The 25,350-nt window shown below is 69.7% G+C and carries 22 protein-coding genes and 1 tRNA gene; 9 read left to right on the forward strand and 14 right to left on the reverse strand.

Annotated elements, in window-relative coordinates:
* Nucleotide 1 precedes the first annotated feature (1 nt).
* Nucleotides 2-505: a MerR family transcriptional regulator gene (locus J2851_RS21800; RefSeq protein ID WP_209768864.1), complete on the forward strand. Its 504-nt coding sequence runs from the start codon at nucleotides 2-4 to the stop codon at nucleotides 503-505.
* A 94-nt stretch (nucleotides 506-599) separates the two neighbouring features.
* A tRNA-Pro gene (locus tag J2851_RS21805) sits at nucleotides 600-676 on the forward strand.
* Between the two features lie 92 nt (nucleotides 677-768).
* On the opposite strand, the gene rclC is transcribed toward J2851_RS21805, so the two are convergent.
* From rclC to J2851_RS21820, 3 genes are all read right to left on the reverse strand, one after another.
* Entirely contained in the window at nucleotides 769-1,404 is a 636-nt protein-coding gene (gene rclC / locus J2851_RS21810; protein ID WP_209768865.1) for a reactive chlorine resistance membrane protein RclC, read from the reverse strand.
* 32 nt (nucleotides 1,405-1,436) lie between these two features.
* Nucleotides 1,437-1,787, reverse strand: a complete 351-nt coding sequence (locus J2851_RS21815; RefSeq protein WP_425514317.1) for a carboxymuconolactone decarboxylase family protein — start codon at nucleotides 1,785-1,787, stop codon at nucleotides 1,437-1,439.
* Between the two features lie 160 nt (nucleotides 1,788-1,947).
* Nucleotides 1,948-3,111 (reverse strand): PQQ-dependent sugar dehydrogenase, encoded by a 1,164-nt coding sequence (locus tag J2851_RS21820; RefSeq protein WP_246500839.1) that lies wholly within the window; start codon nucleotides 3,109-3,111, stop codon nucleotides 1,948-1,950.
* 223 nt (nucleotides 3,112-3,334) lie between these two features.
* On the opposite strand from J2851_RS21820, the gene J2851_RS21825 reads away from it, so the two are divergent.
* Nucleotides 3,335-5,053 (forward strand): methyl-accepting chemotaxis protein, encoded by a 1,719-nt coding sequence (locus tag J2851_RS21825; RefSeq protein ID WP_209768866.1) that lies wholly within the window; start codon nucleotides 3,335-3,337, stop codon nucleotides 5,051-5,053.
* A 20-nt stretch (nucleotides 5,054-5,073) separates the two neighbouring features.
* Here J2851_RS21825 and J2851_RS21830 read toward each other — a convergent pair whose 3' ends face one another.
* From J2851_RS21830 to J2851_RS21840, 3 genes are all read right to left on the reverse strand, one after another.
* Nucleotides 5,074-6,069 carry a cation diffusion facilitator family transporter gene (locus J2851_RS21830; protein WP_209768867.1) on the reverse strand — a complete coding sequence of 332 codons (996 nt, stop codon included), beginning with the start codon at nucleotides 6,067-6,069 and terminating at the stop codon, nucleotides 5,074-5,076.
* 161 nt (nucleotides 6,070-6,230) lie between these two features.
* Nucleotides 6,231-6,701, reverse strand: coding sequence for a MerR family transcriptional regulator (locus tag J2851_RS21835; protein ID WP_209768868.1), 471 nt, complete (start codon nucleotides 6,699-6,701; stop codon nucleotides 6,231-6,233).
* A 65-nt stretch (nucleotides 6,702-6,766) separates the two neighbouring features.
* Nucleotides 6,767-8,251: an FAD/NAD(P)-binding protein gene (locus J2851_RS21840; protein ID WP_209768869.1), complete on the reverse strand. Its 1,485-nt coding sequence runs from the start codon at nucleotides 8,249-8,251 to the stop codon at nucleotides 6,767-6,769.
* Nucleotides 8,252-8,490: 239 nt separating this feature from the next.
* Between J2851_RS21840 and J2851_RS21845 the strand changes: the two genes are divergently transcribed.
* Both J2851_RS21845 and J2851_RS21850 read left to right on the forward strand, forming a co-directional pair.
* A complete protein-coding gene (locus J2851_RS21845) occupies nucleotides 8,491-8,778 on the forward strand; it encodes a hypothetical protein (protein WP_209768870.1) in 288 nt (95 codons plus the stop codon).
* Between the two features lie 79 nt (nucleotides 8,779-8,857).
* Nucleotides 8,858-12,232 carry a PAS domain S-box protein gene (locus J2851_RS21850; protein WP_209768871.1) on the forward strand — a complete coding sequence of 1,125 codons (3,375 nt, stop codon included), beginning with the start codon at nucleotides 8,858-8,860 and terminating at the stop codon, nucleotides 12,230-12,232.
* Between the two features lie 277 nt (nucleotides 12,233-12,509).
* Here the strand turns inward: J2851_RS21850 and J2851_RS21855 are convergent, their stop codons facing one another.
* The 8 genes from J2851_RS21855 to J2851_RS21890 form a co-directional block, all read right to left on the reverse strand.
* Entirely contained in the window at nucleotides 12,510-12,716 is a 207-nt protein-coding gene (locus J2851_RS21855) for a DUF2795 domain-containing protein (protein ID WP_209768872.1), read from the reverse strand.
* A 62-nt stretch (nucleotides 12,717-12,778) separates the two neighbouring features.
* On the reverse strand, nucleotides 12,779-13,876 hold the full coding sequence (locus J2851_RS21860; RefSeq protein WP_209768873.1) for a CgeB family protein: 1,098 nt from the start codon (nucleotides 13,874-13,876) through the stop codon (nucleotides 12,779-12,781).
* Entirely contained in the window at nucleotides 13,876-14,973 is a 1,098-nt protein-coding gene (locus tag J2851_RS21865) for a CgeB family protein (RefSeq protein WP_209768874.1), read from the reverse strand. The genes J2851_RS21860 and J2851_RS21865 overlap by 1 nt, the downstream gene beginning before the upstream one ends.
* The gene (locus J2851_RS21870) at nucleotides 14,973-16,118 is read right to left on the reverse strand and encodes a CgeB family protein (protein ID WP_209768875.1); all 1,146 of its coding nucleotides are present in this window, start codon (nucleotides 16,116-16,118) and stop codon (nucleotides 14,973-14,975) included. Before J2851_RS21870 ends, J2851_RS21865 begins: the two co-directional genes overlap by 1 nt.
* Nucleotides 16,119-16,334: 216 nt before the next feature.
* A complete protein-coding gene (locus J2851_RS21875) occupies nucleotides 16,335-17,465 on the reverse strand; it encodes a glycosyltransferase family 4 protein (RefSeq protein ID WP_209768876.1) in 1,131 nt (376 codons plus the stop codon).
* 4 nt (nucleotides 17,466-17,469) lie between these two features.
* Nucleotides 17,470-18,792, reverse strand: a complete 1,323-nt coding sequence (locus tag J2851_RS21880) for a TIGR04295 family B12-binding domain-containing radical SAM protein (protein WP_209768877.1) — start codon at nucleotides 18,790-18,792, stop codon at nucleotides 17,470-17,472.
* A 10-nt stretch (nucleotides 18,793-18,802) separates the two neighbouring features.
* Entirely contained in the window at nucleotides 18,803-19,891 is a 1,089-nt protein-coding gene (locus J2851_RS21885) for an SDR family NAD(P)-dependent oxidoreductase (RefSeq protein WP_209768878.1), read from the reverse strand.
* Nucleotides 19,888-21,006 carry an NAD-dependent epimerase/dehydratase family protein gene (locus J2851_RS21890; RefSeq protein WP_209768880.1) on the reverse strand — a complete coding sequence of 373 codons (1,119 nt, stop codon included), beginning with the start codon at nucleotides 21,004-21,006 and terminating at the stop codon, nucleotides 19,888-19,890. Before J2851_RS21890 ends, J2851_RS21885 begins: the two co-directional genes overlap by 4 nt.
* Before the next feature lie 282 nt (nucleotides 21,007-21,288).
* On the opposite strand from J2851_RS21890, the gene J2851_RS21895 reads away from it, so the two are divergent.
* The 4 genes from J2851_RS21895 to J2851_RS21910 all read left to right on the forward strand — a co-directional run bounded on the left by J2851_RS21895 (nucleotide 21,289) and on the right by J2851_RS21910 (nucleotide 25,348).
* Nucleotides 21,289-21,813 (forward strand): PAS domain-containing protein, encoded by a 525-nt coding sequence (locus tag J2851_RS21895; RefSeq protein ID WP_209768882.1) that lies wholly within the window; start codon nucleotides 21,289-21,291, stop codon nucleotides 21,811-21,813.
* Complete coding sequence (locus tag J2851_RS21900; RefSeq protein ID WP_209768884.1) at nucleotides 21,788-23,095, forward strand: methyl-accepting chemotaxis protein; 1,308 nt, start codon at nucleotides 21,788-21,790, stop codon at nucleotides 23,093-23,095. The genes J2851_RS21895 and J2851_RS21900 overlap by 26 nt, the downstream gene beginning before the upstream one ends.
* 170 nt (nucleotides 23,096-23,265) lie before the next feature.
* A complete protein-coding gene (locus J2851_RS21905; RefSeq protein WP_209768885.1) occupies nucleotides 23,266-24,948 on the forward strand; it encodes a methyl-accepting chemotaxis protein in 1,683 nt (560 codons plus the stop codon).
* A gap of 94 nt (nucleotides 24,949-25,042) precedes the next feature.
* Nucleotides 25,043-25,348: an STAS domain-containing protein gene (locus tag J2851_RS21910; RefSeq protein ID WP_209768887.1), complete on the forward strand. Its 306-nt coding sequence runs from the start codon at nucleotides 25,043-25,045 to the stop codon at nucleotides 25,346-25,348.
* Nucleotides 25,349-25,350: the final 2 nt, after the last annotated feature.

Genomic DNA, 25,350 nt, shown 5'->3' on the forward strand with positions numbered 1-25,350 from the left:
CATGAGAACGCATCGCTCCGCCGCGAAATCGGCGACGGCGTTCCGCACCATCAGCGAGGTTTCGACCGAGCTGGACGTGCCTCAGCACGTGCTGCGGTTCTGGGAATCGCGCTTTCCGCAACTCCGCCCGCTGAAGCGCGGCGGGGGAAGGCGCTATTACCGGCCGGAGGATGTGGAGCTGCTTCGGCGGATCCAGAGCCTGCTCTACCTTGAGGGCTACACGATCAAGGGCGTCCAGCGCCTTCTGAAGGAAGGGCTCACGGACTCCGGCGAGCCGCTGGACACGGTTGAGACCTCGGGAATCGATGAGGCGGACGAGCCTGCCGAGCAAGCAATCGAGCCAACCGACGCTCCGGATATCGAACTGCCCAGCGCCGCCGCTGGCGCGGAGGCGCCGCCGTCCCCAACGCTTCCCGAAGCGGCCCGCCGGGAGATCGAGGACGTCCTGGAAGAGTTGAAAATCCTGCGTTCCATGCTCGCGAAAGCGGCAGATTCGGCGGAGTGATTTTTGCGAAAAAAAGTGAACAGTAACGGTTGCCTTGGCCGCAGGGCGCGGCTATAGTCCCGCTCCCTTCCGGAACGAAGGGCGGTCCGCTTGACGGAGCGTAGCGCAGCCTGGTAGCGCATCAGACTGGGGGTCTGGGGGTCGCAGGTTCAAATCCTGTCGCTCCGACCAAGTTCCGGAAACGGAGAAAAGCCTCGGCGTCCTTGGACGTCGGGGCTTTTTCTTTGGCCGTTCGGCAGGATCAAGAGGAAGGGACCAGGGCGTCAGTTCCGCGCGGCGGTGCCCAGGTGGATGGTGCTTGTGGCTGGCGCGGGCTGCGTCGTGTCGGCGTGCTCAAGAACGGCGCGGGCGCTGTCGGCGAGCACGAGCCATGCACCGGCCCAAAGCGCCACATCCTTCAGAACCAGGCGGCCGGCGCCGGAGAGATAAGGGAAGCCGTGCTGCGCGTCGCCCAGGGCGGGCACCCAGGCCTCCGGCGTCGTGATCAGGAAGGACAGGGTCACGACGGGCGTCAGGAAGGCGAGGATCGCTCCGATCAGGCCGAGGCGGCGGGACACGAGGCCCAGCAGGGTCAGGAAGCCGATGGCCAGTTCGACCACGCCGAGGCCGGTGGAGAAGGCGTAGGTGTGGTTGTCGGTCTGCCAGGCGCGTTCGGCCGGCTTCAACTCGCCTTCGTGCGTCAGGTGCGGGCGGTACTCGTCCGGATGGGCGTAGAAGAAGGACATCACCGGGCTGTTGGCGACGAAGGGGGTGATGCTGTCGGCCTCGTAGGGAACGAACTTCAGGGCGCCGATCCAGAGGAAGATGATCGCGATGGCGATGCGCGTGGCGTGCAGGCCGATGCGGTTGGAGGTCGGTCCCGAGACACCGCCCAGGACGGACCGAAGCAGGATGTTCATGGCAAAGACTCCGGAATACTGCGGGGCATCAGCTAGGCCGCGACCTGCGGATGGTTGGCGTGGGCGTCGAGCACACGGGTCGAGTAGACGATCGCGGCACCGGCGTTGATCGCCACCGCGACGCCCAGCGCCTCGGCGATCTCCTCACGGGTGGCGCCGTGCTTGACGGCGGCGTCGGTGTGCACCGTGATACAGCCGTCGCAGCGCAGGGAAACGGCAACCGCCAGCGCGATCAGCTCGCGGGTCTTGGCGTCCAGTTGCCCGGTCTTCTCGCCGGCGGTGCTCAGCGCGACATAGCCCTTGATCGTGTCGGGGCTTAGCTTGCCGATCTGGCCGACGCCGGCGAAGACCTGCTGCCGGTAGGCGTTCCAGTCCATCATCATGACACGCTCTCCATCGCTTGGTTGGGGCCGGCGGTCGTTGTGTTTGCCGGCCCGTTCGATGGACAGAAGGTGTCATGGAAGCGCCCGCCGCTGAATGACCGGCCGGATCGATCACCTGACCGGCCGGATCAAAGCGACGAAGGGGGAGGCAATCGTCGCGTCAGCGGTTCGCCGCCGGGGCGACGCGCAGGATTTCGCCGTCGCCCGCGTCGGTCAGCAGGTAGAGCGCGCCGTCCGGCCCCTGGCTCACTTGGCGGATGCGCTTGCCGAGGTCGCGGAACATGCGCTCCTCGTGGGTGACCTTCGTGCCGTCCAGTTCGAGCCGCACCACCTCCCGCGTGGTGAGCCCGCCGTTGAACAGGCTTCCCTTCCAGCCCGGGATGGCGTCCGCCGTGTAGAAGGTCATGCCGGAGGCGCCGATGACCGGGGTCCAGTGGTAAATCGGCTCCTCCATGCCCGGCGCGCTCGACTTGCCGGTGCCGACCGGCGTGCCGTTGTAGTTCACGCCGTAGGACACCACCGGCCAGCCGTAGTTCTTCCCCGGCTGCGGCACGTTGATCTCGTCGCCGCCGCGCGGGCCATGCTCGTTGATCCACAACGCGCCGGTCTGCGGGTGCAGGGCCGCGCCCTGGATGTTGCGGTGGCCGTAGGACCAGATCTCCGGCAACGCGCCCTGCTTGTTCGCATAGGGGTTGTCCGCGGGGACCGAGCCGTCCGGGTTGATGCGCACGACCTTGCCCAGGTGCGAGTCGAGATCCTGCGCCTGCGTCCGGAACTGTTCCTCCGACCGCTCGCCCAGCGTCACGTACAACTGGCCCTGCCGGTCGAACACCAGACGCGAGCCGTAGTGCTTGCGGCTCTGCACCTTCGGCTTCTGGGAGAAGATCACGCGCGTGCCGGTCAGCGCCGCGCCGTCGGCGCTCAAGGTCCCGCGCGCCACCGCGGTGGAGGTGGTGCCGTTCGGCCCAGGTTCGGAGAAGCTGAGGTAGACGAGGCGGTTCTGCGCGAAGTTTGGGTCGAGCGCCACGTCCAGCAGCCCGCCCTGGTCGCGGTCGTCGACCTCCGGCACGCCCTTCAGCGGCGGGGAGAGCCGCCCGTCGGCGGAGACGATCCGCAGGTTGCCCTCCTTCTCGGTCACCAGCATGCGACCGTCCGGCAGGAAGGCCAGCCCCCAGGGGTGGTTGAGCCCGCTGGCGACGGTCTTCACCGTGACCCTGGCCTTCTCCGTCCCATAGGTCTTGTCGACCGCGCCCGCGTCGGTGACGCCCAGGCATGCGGTCAGCGCGAAGGCGGTCGTCAGGGCGGCGGTTCTGGCCAAGCGCATGTCTGTTCTCCCCATATCATCGCGGTCGACGCGTAGGTGGGGGCGCCGCGGCACCCAACAAGGCCGGTCGCCCTACCTCCGTGGAGGTGCGGCGGCCGCTTGGGGGGATATGGGTCTCATCACTGCGACTTTTCGACAGTCCGTTCATCCGATTATTCCGAATGACGGGTAAATTGGTTTACTGATATAGGGAAGGGCGTGCACTCGGTCGTGGAGGGATGAAATGAACGCGAAGATTACAAACCTGACAAATTGGTTTGGCGTCCTGGTCACGCTCGGTTTCATCACCGTCGCCGCCACCGGGGCAATTGCCATCCGTGAGTTGAAGGTTAACGGGCCGATCTACCAAAAGGTTGTTCTGGGTAAGGACTTGATCGCCGACATCCTGCCGCCTCCGGAATACGTGATCGAGGCGTATCTGGAAGCGACCCTGGTCTACAACGACCCGCCGTCCCTGGCGCAGCGGCGCGAACGGCTGGCGGCACTGCGCAAGGACTACGACGATCGCCATGCCTTCTGGCTGGAGCAGACCCTCGACCCTTCGATCCGCGACGCCTTCCTGCGCGGCGCGCACGACGAGGCGATGAAGGTCTGGGACGCCATCGACAAGGGGCTGCTGCCCGCGCTGGCGGCCGGCGACACGGAGCGCGCGCGCAAGGCCTACACAGTCATCGCCACCGCCTACAACGCGCACCGCGCCTACATCGACGACGTGGTCGCCAAGGCGACCGTGCTGAACAGCCAGACCGAGGATTATGCCACCGCGCGCGAGTCGCAGTTCACGGCCATCGCCTGGAGCGTCGCGGCCGGCGTCCTGGGCCTGATCGTGCTGGGAATCGTCGCGATGATCCGGGGCGTGATCCGCCCGGTCGTCCGCATGACCGACGCCATGACGGAACTGTCCGGTGGCAACCTGGAGGTTGCCATACCGGGCGCCCAGCGCCGTGACGAAGTCGGGGCCATGGCGCGCTCGCTGGCCGTCTTCCGCGACAACGCGCGGGAAACCCAGCGGCTGCGGCGGCAGGGCGAGGAAGCGCGCGAGCGCGCCGACCGCGACAAGCAGGAGGCCCTGCTGCGCATGGCCGAGACGGTGGAGCGCGAGACGCAGAAGGCGGTGGACAGCATCGCCGCCCAGACAAGCCTGATGTCGGAAAGCGCGGCGCGCATGGCGAATTCGGCGGTGTCGGTCAGCCAGGACAGCCAGGGCGTCGCCGTCGCGGCCTCCCAGGCGCTCTCCAACGCGCAGACGGTGGCCGCCGCGTCGGAGGAGCTGAGCGCCTCCATCCGCGAGATCACCACCCAGGTCCGGGCCTCGGTCGAGGTGACGGGCGATGCGGTCCGCGCCTCCTCCCACGCGGAGGAGACGATCCTGCACCTGTCCGACGCGGTCAACCGCATCGGGGAGGTCAGTCAGCTGATCAACAGCATCGCCGGACAGACCAACCTCCTGGCGCTCAACGCCACCATCGAGGCGGCGCGGGCCGGGGAGGCCGGGAAGGGCTTCGCCGTGGTGGCGAGCGAGGTGAAGAACCTCGCCAGCCAGACGGCCAAGGCTACCGAGGAGATCGGCGCCCAGATCGGCCGGATCCAGAGCACCACCAACAGCGCCGTGTCCGCGGTGCGCGCCATCGCGGACTCCATCCGCAAGGTGGAGGGCGTCTCCTCCCTGATCGGGAACGCGATCGAAGGGCAGGGCACCGCCACCGGCATGATCGCGCAGAACGTCACCCAGACCTCGGAAGCGGCGCAGGACGTGTCGTCCCGCATCGCCGAGGTGTCGCAGGAGGCCGAGACCACCGGCGAGCAGGCGTCCCGCGTCAGCCTGCTGTCCAAGGACGTCGCGAGCAGCATCGACGAGCTGCGCCATCTGCTGGTGCGCGTGGTGCGCGACGCGACCCAGCACGGCGGGCACGGCAGTGGGGAGATGCGCCCGGCCGCCTGACGGTCCTTACGGGGCTGCGGTCACACCACGTCCGCGGGGGCGAGGCCGCAGTCCTGGCCGTCGTGCTCCACCTGGATCGTCGCGTGGCCGATGCCGAAGCGGTCCTTCAGCTCCTGCGCCACGCGCTTCAGCAGATCGTCGTCCGTCCCGCAGCCGGGGCGGACGATGTGCGCGGTCAGCGCCGTGTCGGTCGTGCTCAGGCCCCAGATGTGCAGGTCGTGCACGGCGGTGACGCCGGGCAATGCTGCGAGGTAGCCTTCGACGGCGGCGCGGTCGATCCCCTCCGGCACGGCGTTCATGGCGAGGTTGGCCGACTCCCGCAGCAGCCCCCAGGTGCCGATCACGATGACCACGACGATGCCCAGGCTGACCAGCGGGTCGAGCCACAGCCAGCCGGTCCAGCCGATCAGCAGAGCCGCGATCACGACGCCCAGCGACACGGCGGCGTCGGCGGCCATGTGCAGGTAGGCGCCGCGGATGTTCAGGTCGGTGTCCTTGCCGCCCATGAACAGCCAGGCCGTGCCGGCGTTGATCGCGATCCCGACGGCGGCGACCCACATCACCGTTCCGCCCTCCACCGGCTGCGGATGAATCAGCCGCCCGAACGCCTCCCAGGCGATGGCGCCCACGGCGATCAGCAGCACCACCGCGTTCAGCAGCGACGCCAGGATGCTGGAGCTGCCGAAGCCGTAGGTGTGGCGGGTCGTCGGCCGGCGCCGGGTCATCCAGGCCGCCCCCCAGGCCAGCAGAAGCCCCAGCACGTCGGACAGGTTGTGGCCGGCGTCGGCCAGCAGCGCCACGGAGTTGGCGAGGACCCCATAGACGGCCTCCACGGCGACGAAGCCGAGGTTCAGCGCGGTGCCGATGGCGAAGGCACGGTCGTAATGGGCCGGCGCGTGGTGATGGCCGCCCAGCCCGTGTGAATGGCCGTGCCCGTGTGAATGGCCATGCCCGTGCGCATGGCCGTGTTCATGGGAGTGGCCCTGGCAGTGGCCGTGTGAATGGTCATGCGGCACGATTGCCGTCCCTCGCGTTGTCGAAAGCCGGCGGCCACGCAGGCCGCCTCCGGTCCGAAGCAGCGTAGATCCTCCAGCCACTGGAGGATCAAGAGGGAAACAGCGCGATCCCGCGATCGTCGGCACCGATCAGCGATGGCGCTAATCAGTGATGGCGCCAATCAGTGATGCTCATGCAGGCAGTGGGCGTGGTCGGCCAGGACCTCGATCACGTGGCAGGTCCGGACCTGCCCGTGGGCGCATTGCTCCACCATCTGCCGAACCTCGGCGCGCAGCGCCTCCAGCCGGGCGATCTTCGATTCGATGTCGGCGAGGTGGGTGCGCGCCAGGGAGTCGGCCTGGGCGCAGGGCTGGCCCGGATCGTCGGCCAGCGACAGGAGCTGGCGGATGGCGTCCACCTCGAAGCCCAGTTCGCGGGCGTGCCGGATGAAGCGCAGCCGCCGCGCCGCAGTATCGTCGTAGGTGCGGCGGTTGCTGTCGGTGCGCGGCGGCTCCGGCAGCAGGCCGATGCTCTCGTAATAGCGGATGGTCGGGACCTTCACCCCGGTTTGCGCGGCGAGCGCGCCGATGGTCAGTCTCTGTGTCGTACTGGGTGTCGTACTGGGCGTCGTACTGGGCGTCGTCCTGGGCATCGTCGAACGGGTCCTCGCGATCGTACCAACGCCGCGGAGCCTACCACCAGCCGGCCGGGGCCGCGCTACTGGCTGACGCGGGTGCGCGGCGCCCGCAGGGACGGGACCTGGGGAATCCCCAGCGGCAGGCCGATCAGGTGGCGGGCGGCGGCGGCGCATTGGTTGCGCAGCTCGGGCACGGCGGTCATCTCCCAGAAGGGCGGCCGGCTGACCGGGCCGAGCGCGAACAGGCGGCGCGAGACCGCCCCGTCCTCGCCGATCAGAGCGCCGTCCTCCGTGACGTCGAGGCCGAGGCGCAGCGGGTCCGGCCGGGCCAGCCCGCGTTCCAGAAGCGAGCGCACCAGCGGGTGGTCGATCCGGCCGAAGTCGCATTCGGTGCCGGTGGCGTTGATCACCGCGCCGACGCGGCGGGTCCAGACGTTGCCCTCCGCACCGCGCGCCCGCACCGTCGCCTCGACCCCGTCGGGGAGCAGCCGCAACTCGCGCAGCCGGCCCGCCCGGATGGTCAGCCGGCCGTTCGCGATCAGGGAGGCGATCCTGGCCGCAACCTCCGGCGCCATGCGGTGGCGCAGGATCTCCCAATAGGGCCGGGCGTGGCGCAGGAAGCGCCGCCGCTCCTCCATTGGCAGGTTCTTCCAGAGAAGGTGGTGGTAGGGCCGCAGTGCGTCGAAGGCGGAGCGCCAGTCCAGCCCCGCCGCGCGGGCGCGCCGCACGTCGGCCTTCAGCGCGATCAGCACGTCCAGCACGGTGTGCGGCATCACCTGCGGGTGGACGAAGCTCTTGAAGGGGCGGGTCTCCTCATGCACGACGGGCAGCAGGCCGCGCCGCGACAGCGCCAGGACCGGGCCGCGGTGGCCCTGGTCCTCCAGCGCGAGCACTGTGTCCACCATGGTCAGGCCGGTGCCCAGGATCAGCACGGGCGCGTCGGCGTCGATGGCGGCCAGCGCCTGCCAATCCCAGGGGGCGGCGACGAAGCGGTCGGACGCCAGCACCTCCGGCTCCGTCACGGCGGGCGGGGAGGGCGAGAAGTTGCCGACGCAGAGCGCCGCCAGATCGACGTTCAGGCTGGGCCCGGTGCCGAGCCGCAGGCGGATTCCGCCATTCCCTGGGCCATCCGCGCCATCGGTATCCTGGGCGAGGTCCACCACCTCCGCCCGGGTCACGGTCAGGGAGACGTGGGGCGGTGCCGAGGCCTGCGCGTCGCGCAGCACGTCCTGGATGTAGGCGCCGTAGCGCGCCCGCGACACGAAGGCATGCCCGCTCGGCGGAACCAGACCGCCATCCACGCCACCATCATCCTGCGCCCACAGCCAGCGCAGGAAATGGCGCGGGTCGTCGGGGAAGGCGCTCATGTTGTAGGCGCGCACGTTCAGCACGTGGGCGCTGTTCGGCGTGGAGTAGGCGAGCCCCGTCCCGACGCTGGGGGCGCGCTCGATCAGGTGGACGCTGGTCGGCTCCTCGGCGGTCCGCAGAAGGTGGGCGGCAAGGACGCTGCCGGTGAAGCCGGCCCCGATGATGGCGATGCGGCGCTTCGATGGACGTGATGCCAAGTTCGACGCTCCCTTCCAATGACCGGCCCGCCGATGATCCACCCGATGGCGTCCGGGCAGCGGGACACATCCGAAGCATGCAAATGGTCCGGCGGGTGGAAGGTCAATCTCTCTTCCGGCGTAGCGGGTGTCAGGACCAAGGTCTGGAACCGGCCGCCACCCCCGAGAATCATGGTTAATCGGAAATTAACTATAACGTGCGAGGACTCGGACGTTCGAATCATAAGAACGGCGGATTCATGCGCGACGACCGACTTTTCCCCATCCACGCCGTGCCGACGAACGGTGCCAACGCGTCCTCCGTCCGGCGGGAGCCCGACGTCCAGCTTGCCGCCATGGTGCCGCAGAGCGTCAAGCGCGCCGTCCGGCGCAAGGCCGAGGAGGAGGGCACCACCGTGCGCAGCGTCCTTCTGCGGGCGCTGAAGCATGCCGGGATCGCCGAAGTGGACGAAGCTGAAATCGCGGACCGCCGGATCGCGGCCGGGGCCGAGCGCTCCGGCCTGTGGAAGGCGACGCGCCAGCGGTGACGCCCCTGGTGACGGTCAGCCCTCGACGCGAGGGTCTTTCCAGTTTAATGGTCGCTCCCCCTGCCGAAGGCCGCCCGTCATGAGTCTGCTTCACCGATTGCTGCTGCTGGTTTTGCTGGCGCTCGTACCGGCCGCGGTGATCGAGGTGAAGAACCAGGTCTCCCTGCGCGAGGCGCGCGAGGCCGAGGTGCGCCAGGGCGCCTTGCGTCTGGCCGCGCTGTTCGAGGCGGAGCAGGACCGCATGGTGGAAGGCCTGCGCCGGCTGTTGCAGGCGCTGGTGCAAACGGACGCCGTGCGCGCGCCGGACAGCCCGGCCTGCCAAGCGCTGATGGACTCGCTGCGGGCCAGCTATCCCGCCTATCTGCACCTGCTGGTGACCGACCGCGACGGCACGGTCCGCTGCGCCACCGACCCGAACGCGGTCGGGCACCCGTCCTTGAGGGAAGGGGCCATCGAGCCAGGGACCACAGCGGAAGGAATTGCCGCGCAAGGCTACGGGGGCCAATCCGACAAGGCCGGCGAAGCGATGCTCGGCGCGCAGGTGCTGCCCTGGGCGCAGGACCGGCTGGCCCTGCCGGTCGCGTTATCGTTCCGGGACGACTACGGGCGCGTCGCCGGCACGGTCGCTGCGCTGATCGACACGGCGTGGCTGAAGGAATTCCTGGACGACAAGCCGCTGCCGCCGAACGCGCGCCTCACCCTGGTCGATCGCCGGTCGCGCATCATCGGCCAGGTTCCGCCGCTGCCGGGGCGGGTCGGCAACCCCCTGCCGGAGCGGTTTTCCAGCCTGATGACGGGGGACAAGCCGCAGGTCGCGGAGATGCCCGGCATCGACGGGCGGCCCCGGATCATCGCCTTCCGCCCGATCACGCTGGGGCTGGACGGGCTCGGCGTGATCGTCGCGCTGGACAAGGAGACGATGCTCGGCCCCATCGACGACGCCATGCGGCGCGGGCTGGGCGGCTTCGCGGCGGTGCTGGCCGTCAGCCTGCTCGCGGCCTGGTGGGGTGGCAACCGCTTCCTGCGCCGGCCCACGGCCGCCCTGGTCGCCGCCGCCCGGAGCTGGAGCGGGGGCGCGCTGCACGCCCGCAGCGGAATCGCCGCCGACCGGTCGGAGATCGGGACGCTGGCGCGGGCCTTCGACGGCATGGCGGAGGAGTTGGAGCGGCGCCACCTCGCGCGGGAGGAGGCCAACACGCTGGCCCACAAGATGGCCGCCGTGCTGTCCAGCACCACCGACGGGGTGTTCGAGGTCGACCGCGACTGGACCATCACCTACATGAACGGCCGTGCGCGGGTGCTGCTCGCCAACGGGCGGGACCTCGTCGGGCGCTGCCTGTGGGACGCCTTTCCCCAGGCGGTCGGCAGCATCTTCAACGAGCATTACCGGCGCGCCATGGACGAGGAAGAGCCGGTGGAATTCGAAGGGCTCTACCCGCCGCTCGACGCCTGGTATTCGGTCCGCGCCTTTCCATCCCGCGATGGGCTCGCCATCTTTTTCCAGGACATCACCGCCCGCAAGCGCGGGGAGGAGGCGCTGGCCTTCGCCAACCGGGAGAAAAGCGCCCTGCTTGCCCAACTCGACAGCCTGCTGGAGAACGCGCCGCTCGGCTTTGCGTTCTTCGACCGCGGGCACCGCTATCTGCGCATCAACGACCGGCTGGCCGAGATCAACGGCTTGCCCGCCGACAGCCACATCGGCCGGACCCTGACGGAGATGCTGCCGGCGACCGCGACCAGCGTCGCCCCGATGATCGACCGCGTCTTCCGGACGGGGGAGGCGATCCCCTACCAGGAGATCGTCGGGGAAACGCCGGCCCGGTTCGGCGTGCGCCGCCACTGGCTGACCGCCTACTTCCCGGTCCACAACGGGCCCGACGTGGCCGCCGTCGGCATCGTGGTCATGGAGGTGACCGACCTGCGCTGGGCCGAGGCCGCCCGCCACCAGAGCGAGGAGCGCTTCCGCTCCGTCTTCGAACTGGCCGCGGTGGGGATCGAGCGCGTGTCGCTGGAAGGGCGCTTCCTGGACGTGAACGCCAAGACCTGCTCCATCCTCGGCTACCGGCGCGAGGAACTGCTGGACCGCAGCTTCCGCGACGTGACCGAACCGGAGGACCTGCCGGCCGAGGACGCCCTGCTCGACCGGCTGCTGGGCGGAGACATCCCCAGCTATGCCATCGAGAAGCGGTACCGGCGCAAGGACGGCGGGACGGTCTGGGTGCGCGTGACCTCCTCGCTGGCCCGCATCACCGGGATGGAGATGGCCTACCGCATCTGCATCGTGGAGGACATCACCGAGCGCAAGGCCATCGAGGAGCAGCTTCGCCGCACCCGCGACGAGGCGGAGCGCGCCAACCTCGCCAAGTCGAAGTTCCTGGCCGCGGCCAGCCACGACCTGCGCCAGCCGCTGCAATCACTGTTCTTCTTCACCGCGGCGCTGGGCGGCTATGTGGAGAACAGCGCGGGCGTCAACGTCCTGCGCCACCTGGAGCAGGGGCTCGACGCGCTGAAGGGGTTGCTGGACAGCCTGCTCGACGTCTCCCGCCTGGACGCCGGCGTGGTGACGCCGGAGCTGGAGGACTTCGACGTCGCGGAGGTGCTGGAGTCCGTGCGCACCGCCTACGCGCCGCTCGCCGCGCAGAAGAAGCTCGACTGGCGGGTGGAGGTGGTCCCGGCCCGGATCCGCAGCGACCGCACGCTGCTCAGCCGAATGCTGCGCAACCTCGTCGAGAACGCGCTGCGCTACACGGAGAGCGGGCTGGTCCGGGTGCAGTGCCGGGTGGAGGGGCGGCAGGTCGCCATCGTCGTGCAGGACACCGGCATCGGCATCCCCGCCGACCATCTGGAGCGCATCTTCGAGGAGTTCCACCAAGTCGGCAACCCGGAGCGCGACCGCACCCAGGGCCTCGGCCTCGGGCTGGCCATCGTGCGCCGCCTGTCGCGGCTGCTCGACCATCCGGTGGAGGTGCGCTCGGTGGAGGGGCGGGGCTCCGCCTTCCGCGTGCTGGTGCCGCTCGCCGAGCCCGCGGCGGAGGAACCGGCGGCGCTGGCCGGCGCCGCGACGTCCAAGGGGGGCGGCCGTATGGCGGTGCTGGTGGACGACGACGCCATCGTGCTGATGGGCCTGCAGATGATCCTGACCGAATGGGGCTACGAGGTCCTGTCGGCGGGCAGCGCCGACCAGGCGATGGAGCGTCTGGGGCAGCAGACCCGCACTCCGGACATCGTGATCGCCGATTACCGCCTGCGCGAGGGCCGGGTCGGCACCGAGGTGATCCTGCGCGTGCGCGAGCGGTATGGGGCCGGCGTGCCCGGCGTGATCCTGACCGGCGAAACCGGCCCCGACTGCATCCGCGACGCCACGGAGCACGGCCTGACGGTGATCCACAAACCGGTCACCCCACGCGAACTCGGCGCCGCCGTGGACCGCAGCGTGCGGCCGGTGGCGGTGTAGAATACTTCTCTGCCAGCCTAGTCGTTCGATGATGGAAGAGCAGTTGGGGAAAGCCCCTCTCCCCTTGTGGGAGAGGGGTTGGGGTGAGGGGTCGGATTGCGGGCACTAGCCCGGAAACAGAAGCCGAGATGCCCGTGCGGCTTCGCCGCCTACCCCTCATCCCAACCCTTCTCCCACAAGGGGAGAAGGGCTTTCAGTGTTTCGCAAACTCATGAAACTTGGTGAAAGCAGTGTTTGCTGCCCTTTCCAAGGCCAGCAAAGGGCGGCGGCCGGTCCGTCAGTGCGCTTGGCCGTAGCCCTTCATGACGTCGGCCATATTGCCGTATTCCTGGTCCGGCATCTTCTTCAGCGTGTCGAGGACCTCATCGTCGGCCTTGTGGCTTTGGGCGTGCTTGACGAGGTCCTGCTTGTTGGCCGGGAAGTCGATGCCCTTCAGACAGTGGGCGACGTTGGTCGGGGATTGGCCGCCCATACCGCGAGTCATGGAAACGCTCCCTGTTGATCGGAATGGACTCCGGCCAACAGGGAGCGCGTGGCTGGGTTCCCCTACAGCGCCCGGACCATCGGGGTCGCGTTGACCTCCGCGACGTAGTTCTCCAGCTCCGCGGCGCGGCGGATGCCGGTGTGGGAGGCGAGCACCCGGCGGCGGGCGGCGCGTCCCAGGCGGCGGGCCTTGTCGCTGGGCGTGTCGCGCAGCCAGCGCATGACCTGCTCGCTGTTGTTGGCGATCAGGATTTCCTCGTCCGGCTTGAACAGGGTGTCCAGGCCGGGCCAGGGGTCGCTGATGATCGGCGTGCCGCAGGCCGCCGCCTCGAACAGGCGCACCGACGGCGACCAGCCCGCGGCGACCATGTCGGCGCGCGTGACGTTCAGGGTGAAGCGCTGGGCGTTGTAGAAGCGCCGATGCTCCGACGGCGGCAGGTGGTCGATGCGGGCGACGTTGGCGGGCCAGCCGATCGTGTCGTCCGGGTACTGCGGGCCGGCGACGATGAAGGATCCGCGCTCCCACGCCCGCGCCGGTTCGACCAGCAGGCGGTTCAACGTCGGCTGCCGGTCGTCGCTGTAGGTGCCGAGATAGCCGAGGTCCCAGCGCACCGGCCCCAGCTCCGGATAATAGAGGTCCGGGTCGACCGAGCAGTAGAGCGCCCGCGCCCGCTGCGCCCCGAACTCCCGCTCCAGCCGGTCGAGCATCGGCCCGCCGGTGAAGGACAGGTAGAGGTCGAAGCCGGGAATGACCTCGGCGGACACATACTCCGTATCGCCGCGCTCCAGCCGGGCCACGGTGACCGGCGTGTCGATGTCGTAGAAGGCGGTGACGCCCTCGGCCGTTTCCTGCACCCAGCGGGACACGGCCACGCCCTCCGGCACGTAGGACCCGACCACCACGAGGTCGGCGTCGCGCACCGCCGCCGCGTGCCGCTCCGACAGCTCGTCCACGCTGTCGTAGAGCGCCACCGTGCAGAAGTCCGGCGACGGCATGTCGCGGTTGCTGGCGTACCAGGGCTTGTCGCGCTCCAGGAACAGCACGCGGTGCCCGCGCGCCGCCATGCCCTTCAGCAGGGCGCGGAAGGTTGTGGCGTGGCCGTTGCCCCAGGAGGAGGTGATGGTCAGGCCCAGAACGACGACGTTGAGCTTGCGGCCCATCACACACCCTCCCGAACGCCGGTCTCCGCACCGGTCAGCAGTTGCTCCACGAGGACCGCGCGGTTGTCGTAGGTGTGGTCCGCCAGCACGCGGCGCAGCGCCGCCTGCCCTATGGCCCGCGCGCGGTCCTTGGTCAGCGCGGCCACATGCTCCGCCACCTCCGCCCCGTCGCGGGCGACCAGGACCTCGGTGCCCGGCTCCAGGAACTCCTCGATGCCGACCCAGGCGTCGGTGATCAGGCAGGCGGCGGCGCCGGCGGCCTCGAACACGCGGGTGGCCGGGGAATAGCCCATCTCCGCCATGCTCTGCCGGCTGATGTTCAGCACGGCGAGGCCGGAGCAGTTCAGGGCGTTGTGATCGGCGGTGTAGACGTGGCCGATCGCCCGAACGTTCGGCGGCACCGGCTTGTCGTGCCAGCCGTTGCCGGCCAGCAGGAAGCGGCGGTCCGGCAGCCGCGCCGCGGCGTCCAGGAAGAACTGCTCCACCCGCGCCTCGCGGTCGGGCAGGCGATTGCCGAGGAAGGTCAGGTCGGTGTCGAAGCGCGCGTCATAGGGCACGGGGTGGTGCGTGTCCGGATCCAACGCGTTGTAGACCGGCACGCAGCGCCGCGCGCCCAGCGCCGCGAAGGCCGCGATCACCGGCGGGCCGCCGCCGTAGGTCAGCACCATGTCATAGTCCGGCACCAGCCGGTTCAGCACCGCCTCCGGCTTGGCCTTCAGCTCCGCCAGCGTGGCGGGGGCGTCGACGTCCCAGTAGATCGCCAGCCCGTCCGGGCGGCGGATCGACAGTACGCCCTCGGCAAGCTCGTCGTCGAAGACGCCGACGCCGCTGGCCTTCACCACCACGTCGGCGCCGCGGCCGGACTCCAGCGCGCGGTGCAGCCCGTCCGGCGTGGCCGGGTAGACGACGACCTTGGCCCAGGGCGGGTCGGCGATGTCGCGGTGCTTCTGCCGGTCGTAGGCGTCGGGCTCATAGAAGGTGACGCGATGGCCCCGCGCGGCCAGGGCCCGGATGATGCCGCGGTAGTAGGTGGCCGCCCCGTTCCAGTAGGCGGAAACGAGACTCGATCCATAGAACGCGATGTCGAGGCCGGCCATCAGGCGATGCCCTCCTTTGCGGTCTCTCTCATTGGAACGCCGTCCAGCGCTGGCGCGCCGATCGCCTGACAGACGGCCAGAAGCTCGTCCACGCGGTGGGCGCAGGTGTGCCGGCGGCGGATGGTGTCCAGGCCGCTGCGGACGAGGCTGGCGGCGATGTCGCGGTCGTTCAGCACGACGCGCAGCAGCTTCTCCATGGCCTCGCCGTCGCGGGCGACCAGATAGTCGGCGCCGGGGCGGAACAGCCCCTCCGCGTCGTGCCAGGGCGCGCAGATCAGCGGGATGCCGCTCGCCAGCGCCTCGAACACGCGGATGGTCGGGATGCCGGGCAGGGCCTTCACGTAGGGCCGGCGCGGCACGTGGACGGTCACGCGGTGCCGGGCGAACAGCGCCGGCGCCTTGTGGTTGGGCAGCCAGCCGCGATAGGCGATGCCGGCGTCCGACAGGGCGGACAGAGCCGTGTCCGGGTAGCGGACGCCGTGGATCAGCCCCTTCAGGCCGAGCCGGCGGACCGGCTCCAGCAGGAATTCGTGCAGTTCGGCGGTGCGCTCGTCGTCGCCCCAGTTGCCGACCCACACCAGGTCGCCGTCGGTCGGCTGGCCCGGCATGGGGTGGAACAGCGCCGTGTCCGCCGCCTCGTGCCAGGTCCAGGCGCGGCCGGCCCAGCCCAACTCCAGGTAGCGTTCCCGCAGCACCTCGCCGAAGGCCAGCACGCCGTCGTAGGCGGAGAGGTCCAGCGCCCCCATCTCCTCCGGCTTGGACACGACGCGGTGGTGGGTGTCGTGGAACAGCAGGCGGAAACGCCCGCCGGCCGCGCGCTTCGCGCCGATGGCGGCAACCAGCGACGGGTCGGTCCATTCATGCACCAGCACCACGTCGGCCCCGTCCAGCGCCTCGTCCAGGTCGAGCGTCGCGGGGTCGTAGAGCTGCGACGTCAGGCCGGGGAAGGTCCGGGGAAAGGCGGCGAGCGTGTCCGGCCCCGTCGGTTCGGCGAGCAGGTTCGCGCGGCTCCACCCGTCGGCGGGCTCCAGCACCCGGACGTCGTGGTGTTGCGCCTGAAGCTCGCGCACGACGCCGCGCAGGAAATGCGCGTTGCCATGGTTCCAACAGGACACGAGGGAATGGCAGAAGATGACGAAGCGCATCGGCTCCCGCTATCGGCTGTTCTTGGGTGTCGGCGTGTGTTTCTTGGCGGCGGGGTGCGCCGCGGCCGGACACTTTTCCCGCCTTTGACGCGGCTGCGAAGTCCCGGAAAAGCAGTACTCTTGCGCGCCTACATCCTTGGCGATGGGGAACGCACTGTGGGTAGGATGTCCTAGTCCGGCTGTCGTCGTCCTATTCCCCTCAGCTTGTTATCTTGGTCACGGAACGGCGCTCGCGGCCGCCTTCAAGGCCGCCTTGCTCAGCAGCTCCGCGTAGGCGTCCAGCGTGCCGCGCACCATGCGCACGGCGGTGAACTCGTGCGCCCGCTTCCGCGCCGCGGCGCCCAGCGCCTTCACCCGCGCCGGGTTGTCGGCCAGCGTCGTCAGCGCGCGCGCCAGCGCGGTGCGGTTGTCGGGATCCACGAACAGGGCGGCACCGTCCCACAGCTCCCGCAGGGTTGGGATGTCGCCCAGCACGAGCGCGCAGCCGGACAGGCCGGCCTCCAGCGGGGCCAGGCCGAAGGGCTCGTAGCGCGCGGGGTGGGCGAAGACGGCGGCGCGGCCGAACCAGCGCGCCAGCTGGTCGGCGGGCAGCTGGCCGAGCGCGCGCGCGTGCTGCAACGGCTTGGGCTGCCCGTCCGGCCCGTCGGTGCTGCCGGCGACGAACACCGACCAGGGCAGGCGCCCGGCCACGGTGTCGAGCATGGCGATGTTCTTGGCCTTGTCCCAGACCCGCCCGGCGGCGAGGATGATCGGCCGCTTCGGCAGGGGGCGGTAGTGCTGCGGATCGCGCCCGTTGGGAATAACGCGGGCGCGGGGCAGCGGGCCGTAGTGCCAGCGCAGGGCGTCCAGCATGGCCTGGGTCGGGGCGGCCACCATGTCGGCCAGCCGCAGCCCGTCGGCCACCCGCCCGGCGTAGCCGAGCCAGTCCGGCGGCGCGTCCTCGCGGTGCACCGCGCGCCACCAGGACAGCACGCAGGAATGGCCGACGCACAGCACCGGCGCGCGGAAGGGCAGGCTGGCCGCGGCAAAGCCGTTGACGTGCACGACGTCGGGCGACAGCCGCTTTTCGAGCGCCAGCAGCCAGTCGCCGGCCTTGTGCAGATCCTCCTCCGGCTCCGCCATCCACTCCAGCTTGAAGGGCTGGTGGTGCAGGGTCAGGGTCGGGATGCGCGCCGCCGCCGCCGTCCGCCCCTCGTCCGGGGCCGGCCCCATGACGGCGAGGTCGGTGGCGATGCCCAGGCGGGCGAAGCCGCGCGCCAGTTCCAGCGCATAGTCCCAGACCCCGCCAACCGCGTCGGCGGTCATCAGCACCCGGGACGGCCGGACCGGAAGGGACCCGTAGCCCATGGCGCTACTCCGCCGCCTTCAGGGGAAGCGGTTCGATGCGCTCCAGCTCCGGCAGGCGCTTCGGCGTCTGGTCCTGGATGTCGCAGAAGCGGCCGTGGTGGGTCAGGTAGAAGTCCACCGCCCGTTCCCACGCCTGGTCGTCGGGCAGACCCCAGCGCAGCCGGTAGTCGGGGGAGCCGGGGTAGGGGAACAGCGGCACCGGGTCGTTGGCCCACACGCCGTTGGCCCGCATGTGGTCGCGCCATTCCGCGATCATCGCCGGGTCGTCGCCTTCGGACAGAATCAGGTTCGCCTGCACGAAGGGCACGACCTTCTTGGCGAGGATCAGGCGCTCCGACAGCTCGTCCGTGCCCATGCGGCATTTCTTGTCGAGGGCTGCGCGCCCTTCCACCGTCAGGCTCTCCACGCCGGCCTCGATCGACACGCAGCCGGCGCGGCCCAGCAGCTCGATCATCGGCGGCTTCCACAGGTCGAGCCGGGTCTGGATGCCGAACGTGATCGGCCGCTCGGCCAGCGACTCCAGCAACGGCTGGTTCGGCAGGAAGATCTCGTCGATGAAGTAGACGTATTCGACGCCCTGGGCGATCAGCCGGTCCAGCTCCTCCATCACCACCGGGACGGGGCGCTTGCGGTAGCCGTCGCGGAAATTCTCCTTCGCGCAGAAGGTGCAGGAGTAGGGGCAGCCGCGCGAGGTCTCCATCTCCGCGCCCGGCCCGGTCGGGGCGCCGTCGAAGCGGTGATGGTGGTGGTGGTGGCGCTTGACCCACTCCTCGGGCCACTCCAGCGCCGGCAGGTCGGTGAAGGTCGCCGCCGCGGGGCCGCCGTTGACTCGGATGTCCCCACCGTCCCAGAGCGCGACGTGCTGGACGCCGCTCCAGTCCTCGGCGTCGGCGAGGCGGACCAGGACCTCCTCGCACTCGCCCATCACGACCGCCTCGGTGCCCAGCTTGCGCAGAGCCGCCTTGGGCGTGGTGGAGCCGTGCGGGCCGACGCCGACCATCCGCCCGCCGACGTCCTTCAGGGCCGCGACGGTCTGCATGGGCACGCGCAGCTCCGGCGGGGCGCAGCGCCAGAACAGGTAGCTGGGCGCGGTGGTGACGACGGTCAGGTCGGGGGCGAAGGCCCCGACCTGCTCCCGCACCTCCTCCAGGGTCAGCCCGAACAGCTGCCCGTCGATGATCTCCGCCTCGTGCCCGGCGCGCTCCAGCAGGGCCTTGGCGTAGCCAAGTTCCAGCGGCAGGTGGGGTTCGCGGCAGCCGAAGTAGACGCTGCCGTCGAAGCTCCAAGGCGGATTGACCAGGGCGACTTTCTTGCGAGCTGGGGTCATCGGCGGCTCCTCACGACGCCACGCGCTGGCGGTCCGCCGGAACCGCGCGGGCATTGCTGAGCCAACGGGCCAACCGCATCAGGCCTTCATCGACGCCGACCCGCGGCCGCCAGCCGGTGCGCGCGAAATAGCGCCCGGTGTTGGACACGTACCAGGGCTGGTCGCCCGGCCGCCAGTCGTCGAACTGGACGTCCGCCTTCACCCCGACCAGCGAGGGGAAGCGGTCCAGAAGCTCCAACAGGCTGACCGTGTTTTCCGTGCCGCCGCCGATGTTGAAGGCGTCGCCCTGCAAGGACCCGATGCGGTCCTGCGCCAGCATCAGCGCGTCCACCAAGTCGTCCACGAATAGGATGTCGCGGACCTGCCGCCCGTCGCCGTAGAGCGTGATCGTCTCGCCCGCCAGCGCGCGCTTGATGAAGTGCGCGACCCAGCCCTGGTCCTCCGTCCCGAACTGGTGCGGGCCGTAGATGCAGCTCATCCGGAACACGGCCATGGGCAGGCCGAAGGTGCGGGCGTAGTCCAGCACATACTGGTCCGCCGCGCCCTTGGAGCAGCCGTAAGGGCTGGCGAAGTCCAGCGGCTGCTCCTCCCCGACGCCGCGGCCGGCGAGCAGCGCCTCCTTCGGGCCGTAGCGGTCGCCCTGGGCGGCGAAGTTCACGCCGGCCAGCTTGCCGTAGACCTTGTTGGTGGAGGTGAAGACCAGCGACGGCGGCTCCGCCTGCGCCCGGACGGCCTCCAGCAGGTTTAAGGTGCCGGCGGCGTTGACCGTGAAGTCGTGGACCGGCTCGACCAAGCTGGTGGTCACCGCGACCTGGGCGGCGAGGTGGTAGACCTGCCGGGCGCGGGCCACGGCCGTCTCCACCGTCTCCTTGTGGCAGATGTCGGCGATGATCGCCTCGATCCGGTCGCCGTGCGTGGCCTGAAGCCAAGCGAGGTTCTGCTCCACCCCCGCCCGCGACAGGTTGTCGAGGATCAGCACCTTGTGCCCGTCCGACGCCAGCCGGTGGGCGAGGTTGCAGCCGATGAAGCCGGCGCCGCCGGTGATCAGGACGCTGTCGCCCTTCGGCGCGCCCCGCTTCGACCTGAGTACCGCCGTCATGCCGACAGCCCCCGGCAGGCCAGCTCGCGGCTCGCCTGCTCCACGCGGTCCTCGGCGACCTGTCGGCTCAGCCACTCCGCCAGTTCGGCGAGGCCGTCGGCAAGCTCGACGCGCGGTTCGAAGCCCAGCGTCTCGCGGATCAGGGAGATGTCGGGGAAGCAGTGGCGGATGTCGCCGACGCGGCAGCGGCCGGTGATCTCCGGCTGGATGTCCGGACGGCCGACCGCGACGGCCAGCGCCGCCGCCACGTCCTGCACCGACCGGCTGATGCCGCTGCCGACGTTGAAGACCTTGCCCGGCGCCTTCTCGTGCGAGAGGCCGAGGCGGATGGACTGCACCACGTCGTCCACATGGACGAAGTCGCGGCGTTGCAGGCCGTCCTCGAAGATCATCGGCGCCTTGCCGTTCAGCAGGCGCGACGCGAAGATCGCCAGGACCCCGGTGTAGGGGTTGGACAGCGCCTGCCGCGTGCCGTAGGCGTTCCAGAAGCGCAGCGCGGTGGACGGGATGTTGTACGCCTCGCCGATGATCAGGCAGAGGCGTTCCTGCATGTACTTGTTCAGCGCGTACACGGAGGCGAGGCCGGGCCGGTGCGTCTCCGGCGTCGCGACCGGGGTCAGGGCGCCGCCGTTCGGGGCGTCCGGTTCCCACCGACCGGCCTTCAGCTGCTCCACCGAACGCGCGCTGACGTCCACCGGGCGTCCCTGCTCGTCCAGGTACAGGCCTTCGCCGTAGATGCTCATGCTGGAGGCGACGACGAGGCGTTCGACCGGCTTCTCGATCAGTGCCTGGAGCAGGATGGCCGTGCCCAGGTCGTTCACGCCGACATAGTCGCCGACCTGGTACATGCTCTGCCCGACGCCGACGCGCGCCGCCAGATGCACCACGGAGTCCACGCCCTTCAGGGCGCCGGCGACCGCGTCGGGGTCGCGCACATCGCCGACCATCAGCTCGACGTCGGGGGAGAGGTAGTCTGGACGGCGCCCCTGCTCGCCATGGACCTGTTCTTCAAGGGAATCCAACACACGGACACGGTGCCCCAGGGCCAGCAGCTCATCGGCCAGATGGGACCCGATGAAGCCCGCACCCCCGGTAATCAGCACTCTGTGTGTCATCGGACGACCTCCACCGCTTCTTTGTTCAGCGGCAGAACGGGTGGGGAACCCGTCAAGTTCCTTAAAAAATCGTGAACGTTTGAATCTTACGTTGTAAGCCCAGCGGCCGAAGCGCATGTGCGTCGCACGCGTGAAACGTGTGGAACACTTTGTCGCAGAGGCAAATCGTCTGAATTCGAGACAATTAGTCTACGACCTACGCTATGTGTGTACGGAGCGAGAGGTAGTACCAAGCGCATGGCGCGCCATGCCACATCCTCGGTTCCGGAAAGGCAGGCGGTGATGGCGTATCCCGGGGTTTCGTTGAGCGGTCAGGAACGGATGTTCCACCAGGACGAGATTATCGTCTCCAAGACCGACCTGAAGGGCATCATTACCTACGCCAACGACGTGTTTCTCCGGGTCAGCGGCTATGCGGAGGCCGAACTGCTGGGCCGGCCGCACAACATCGTGCGCCACCCGGACATGCCGCGCTGCGTCTACAAGCTGCTGTGGGACCGCATCCAGGGCGGCGGGGAAATCTTCGCCTACGTCGTCAACCGGGCGAAGAACGGCGACCATTACTGGGTCTTCGCGCATGTGACGCCGGTGTTCGACGCCAGCCGCAACATCGCGGGTTTCCATTCCAGCCGGCGCCTTCCCCCGCGGTCGGCGGTGCAGGCGGCCGAAGGCCTGTACGGCCTGCTGCGGACGGAGGAGGCCAAGCACGCCGACCGCAACGCGGGCATGGCGGCCGCGTCCTCCCTGCTGGGCTCCATCCTGCGCGACAAAGGCACGACCTATGACGAATTTGTCCTCAGTCTCTAAGGCGCGGATCGCCGTCGCCCTGGTCGCGCTGCTGTCCGCGGGGCAGGCTCTCGCAGGCATCGTCTCGGGCGGTGCGGCCCCGGCCGTCATGGGCCTGCTGGGGCTGGTCCTCTGCGCGGCGGCGTTCCGCTGGCTCACCCTGACGAACCGGTCGATCGCCAAGGCCTGCGCCGTGCTGGCCGCGGCGGAGCGCGGCGACCTGCAGCCGCGCATCCTCCACATCTACGGGCAGAGCCCGGTCGCCGACATGCTGCGGACGATCAACCGCCTGCTCGACCGGGTGGAATCCTTCGGCAAGGAGGCGAACGCCGCGATGCAGCACGCGGCGGAGGGGCAGTACTACCGGCGCATCGTCATGACCGGGATGGTCGGGGAATTCGGCGCCTACTCCCGCCAGATCAACGACGGCCTGGAGGCCATGGACCGGAAGAGCCGGGAGTTCATGGAAAGCGCGACGCGCATCGGCGCCAACATCAAGGAGGTGGCGCAGAGCCTGTCCGCCAGCGCCGCCGAGCTGGAGGCCGCGTCCACCTCCATGACCGACGTCGCGGCGGCGACCAGCGAGCAGTCCTTCTCCGCTGCGTCGGCCGCCGGGCAGGTGTCGTCCAACGTCGACGGCGTGGCGGCCGCCACCGGGGAGGTCTCCGGAGCCATCGGCGAGGTCGCCCAGGGCGTCGCCCGCACCGCGGAGCTGGCGCGCAACTCCGTGGAGAAGGTGAAGGAGGCCGACGCGACGATCCGCTCCCTTCTCGCCGCGGCGGACCAGATCGGCGCCGTGGTCAAGCTGATCACGGAGATCGCCAGCCAGACCAACCTGCTGGCGCTGAACGCCACCATCGAGGCCGCCCGCGCCGGCGAGGCCGGCAAGGGTTTCGCCGTGGTCGCCACCGAGGTGAAGAACCTCGCCAGCCAGACGGCGCGCGCGACGGAGGAGATCACCGCCCAGATCACCCAGGTGCAGTCGGTCACGCGCGACACCGCCGACGTGATCCAGCATGTCGGCGGCATGATCCACGACATCGACGAGATCGCGGTGGGAATCGCCGGCGCCGCCGAGGAGCAGAGCGCCGCCATCGGCGAGATCAGCCGCGCCATCCGCGAGGCGTCGGCGGGCGTGCGCACCGTGGCCGGCGCGGTCACCCACGTGTCGACCGGCGCGCAGGACGCCAGCGCAGCGGCCAGCCAGGTCCTGGCCTCGGCCGGGGAACTGGCGCGGCGGGCCGTGACGCTCAACGGCGACATCGACAACTTCGTGGCGCGCGTGTGCGGCACAAAGCAGTGACGGGCAGCAAGCGCGGTCTTCATTGACGCGGACCGGGCCATGACTTGGTCGTTTGTGACTTGGTCGATTATGACTCGGGGCCTGCGGCTATATGTCCGGATGCGTGTATAATTGATCACATTTCGTGCGCTCTGGTAGACTGCTGGCCAGCGGTATAGTGGAGTACACGAATGAACGGCCTGATTGCCCGCATGTCGATTTCGGCCAAGGTGGTCGCGCTCAGCCTCGGCGGGCTTCTGCTGCTGGCCGGCTGCACCGTCGTCGTGTCGCTCCACCTCATCCAGTCCGAGATGGTCGATCAGGCGTCCAGGCGGCAGGAGGCCAACATGGCCGTCGCCTGGGAGGTGCTGGGCCATCTGGGGACCGACTTCCGCGTCCAGGACGGCAAGCTGTACGCCGGCTCCACCGTCCTGAACGACAATTTCGCGCCGGTGGACACCATCGCGCGGATCGGCGGCGGGGGCGTGGCCTCCATCCTGATGGGCGACACGCGCGTCGCGACGAACGTCCGGAAGGCGGACGGCAGCCGCGCCGTCGGCAGCCGGCTGGGGCCCGGGCCGGTCTTCGACTCGGTCCTGCGCGACGGCAAGCCCTACCGCGGCGAGAACGAGGTGCTGGGGGAGCCCTACTTCACCGCCTACGACCCGATCCGCAACGCCAAGGGAGAGATCATCGGCGTCCTCGTCGTCGGGCTGAAGAAAAGCGATTTCTTCGCCATGGTGAACCCGCTGGTCGGCGCCATCGCGGTGACCGCGGGCGGCGTGGCCCTGCTGGTCTGCCTGGCCTCCATCCTGCTCGTGCGGCGGCTGCTGTCGCCGTTGGCCCGTCTGAACGGCGTGCTCGGCCGGCTTGCGGAGAACGACTACGCGGTGGAGGTGCCGGCCACCGGCCGGGCCGACGAGATCGGCTCCATCGCGCGTGCCGTCGTCGCCTTCAAGGACAGCCTCCAGCAGTCCGCCCGCCTGAAGGCGGAGCAGGAAGCGGCCACCCACGCCCAGATCGAACGCGCCCGGCGGATCGAGGCGCTGCTTCAGTCCTTCGAGAGCACGGCGGAGCAGACGCTGGCCGCCGTGATGGCCGGCGCCGACAAGATCCAGAACACGGCGGAGGACATGGGCAAGGGCGTCAACCGCACATCCCGCCGGACGCTGGAGGTCGCCCATTCGTCGGAGCGGTCCCGCAACAACATCCAGCAGGTCGCCACGGCGGCGCAGCAGCTGTCCAGCTCGATCCGCGAGATCGGGGAGCAGGTGGTCAGCTCCTCCTCCATCGCGGCGGAGGCGGTGAGCGAGGCGCAGCGCGCCAACGGCATGGTGCAGGGGCTCGCCAGCGCCGCGGATCGGATCGGGGAGGTGGTGAAGCTGATCACCGCCATCGCCAGCCAGACCAACCTGCTGGCGCTGAACGCCACCATCGAGGCGGCACGGGCGGGCGAGGCGGGGAAGGGGTTCGCGGTGGTGGCCAACGAGGTGAAGAACCTGGCCAGCCAGACCGCCAAGGCGACGGAGGACATCGTCGAGCAGATCGGCGCCGTCCAGGGCGCCACCGGTTCGGCCGTCAGCGTCATCGAATCGATCGGCGGCATCATCGAGCGCATGCGCGCCGTGTCCGGCACCATCGCCACCGCTGTGGAGCAGCAGCGCGCCGCGACGGAGGAGATCTCGCGCAACGCCAGCTCGGTCAGCGAGGACACGACGACCGCGGCGCGCAGCGTCGTCTCCCTGACGCAGGCCAGCGCGGCCTCCTACGGCTCCGCCTTCCAGGTGCTGTGGGCGGCCAAGGACCTGCGGGAGCCGGCGCAGGCGCTGCGCGCCGAGGTGGACGCCCTGCTGAACGGCGTGCGGTCCGCCTGACCGGTCCGCCTGACCGCCAAGGACGAGAACCGCCCGCCGGGGCGGCGCAATCGGAATCATCTGCAACGGCGAGAGCCAAACCGATGGGTGGGACATGAACTACACCGTCCGCAACCTGGGCGGCGTCCGGGAGATCGAGCTGCGGGGGCAGCTGACCTTCGAAGCCAACGACGATTTCCGCAAGATCATCGACGGCATCGAGAAGGACGGCATCACCGCCTGCGTGCTGGGCCTGGACAGTCTGGACTTCATCGACTCGGCGGGGCTGGGGCTCCTGGTCCTCGCCAACAACACGGCCAACCGCGCCAACGTGCGGCTGACGCTGAAGCACCCGCGCGGCCAGGTCCGGGAGATGATCGAGATTTCGGAGTTCCACACGATCATCCCCTGCGACTTCTGATC

Origin of the sequence: Azospirillum rugosum (genome assembly GCF_017876155.1) — a bacterium.
In the GTDB taxonomy this organism is placed as follows: Bacteria; Pseudomonadota; Alphaproteobacteria; order Azospirillales; family Azospirillaceae; genus Azospirillum; species Azospirillum rugosum.

What these genes read in the sequence shown, in the direction of transcription:
- J2851_RS21880 (WP_209768877.1), bottom strand. Translation starts at nt 18,792, where the DNA reads ATGACCCCAGCTCGCAAGAAAGTCGCCCTGGTCAATCCGCCTTGGAGC.
- J2851_RS21875 (WP_209768876.1), bottom strand. Translation starts at nt 17,465, where the DNA reads ATGGGCTACGGGTCCCTTCCGGTCCGGCCGTCCCGGGTGCTGATGACC.
- J2851_RS21855 (WP_209768872.1), bottom strand. Translation starts at nt 12,716, where the DNA reads ATGACTCGCGGTATGGGCGGCCAATCCCCGACCAACGTCGCCCACTGT.
- J2851_RS21900 (WP_209768884.1), top strand. Translation starts at nt 21,788, where the DNA reads ATGACGAATTTGTCCTCAGTCTCTAAGGCGCGGATCGCCGTCGCCCTG.
- J2851_RS21890 (WP_209768880.1), bottom strand. Translation starts at nt 21,006, where the DNA reads ATGACACACAGAGTGCTGATTACCGGGGGTGCGGGCTTCATCGGGTCC.
- J2851_RS21905 (WP_209768885.1), top strand. Translation starts at nt 23,266, where the DNA reads ATGAACGGCCTGATTGCCCGCATGTCGATTTCGGCCAAGGTGGTCGCG.
- J2851_RS21835 (WP_209768868.1), bottom strand. Translation starts at nt 6,701, where the DNA reads ATGCCCAGGACGACGCCCAGTACGACGCCCAGTACGACACCCAGTACG.
- J2851_RS21870 (WP_209768875.1), bottom strand. Translation starts at nt 16,118, where the DNA reads ATGCGCTTCGTCATCTTCTGCCATTCCCTCGTGTCCTGTTGGAACCAT.
- J2851_RS21910 (WP_209768887.1), top strand. Translation starts at nt 25,043, where the DNA reads ATGAACTACACCGTCCGCAACCTGGGCGGCGTCCGGGAGATCGAGCTG.
- J2851_RS21845 (WP_209768870.1), top strand. Translation starts at nt 8,491, where the DNA reads ATGCGCGACGACCGACTTTTCCCCATCCACGCCGTGCCGACGAACGGT.
- J2851_RS21895 (WP_209768882.1), top strand. Translation starts at nt 21,289, where the DNA reads ATGGCGTATCCCGGGGTTTCGTTGAGCGGTCAGGAACGGATGTTCCAC.
- J2851_RS21885 (WP_209768878.1), bottom strand. Translation starts at nt 19,891, where the DNA reads ATGACGGCGGTACTCAGGTCGAAGCGGGGCGCGCCGAAGGGCGACAGC.
- J2851_RS21825 (WP_209768866.1), top strand. Translation starts at nt 3,335, where the DNA reads ATGAACGCGAAGATTACAAACCTGACAAATTGGTTTGGCGTCCTGGTC.
- J2851_RS21815 (WP_425514317.1), bottom strand. Translation starts at nt 1,787, where the DNA reads ATGATGATGGACTGGAACGCCTACCGGCAGCAGGTCTTCGCCGGCGTC.
- J2851_RS21820 (WP_246500839.1), bottom strand. Translation starts at nt 3,111, where the DNA reads ATGCGCTTGGCCAGAACCGCCGCCCTGACGACCGCCTTCGCGCTGACC.
- J2851_RS21800 (WP_209768864.1), top strand. Translation starts at nt 2, where the DNA reads ATGAGAACGCATCGCTCCGCCGCGAAATCGGCGACGGCGTTCCGCACC.
- J2851_RS21850 (WP_209768871.1), top strand. Translation starts at nt 8,858, where the DNA reads ATGAGTCTGCTTCACCGATTGCTGCTGCTGGTTTTGCTGGCGCTCGTA.
- J2851_RS21865 (WP_209768874.1), bottom strand. Translation starts at nt 14,973, where the DNA reads ATGGCCGGCCTCGACATCGCGTTCTATGGATCGAGTCTCGTTTCCGCC.
- J2851_RS21860 (WP_209768873.1), bottom strand. Translation starts at nt 13,876, where the DNA reads ATGGGCCGCAAGCTCAACGTCGTCGTTCTGGGCCTGACCATCACCTCC.
- rclC (WP_209768865.1), bottom strand. Translation starts at nt 1,404, where the DNA reads ATGAACATCCTGCTTCGGTCCGTCCTGGGCGGTGTCTCGGGACCGACC.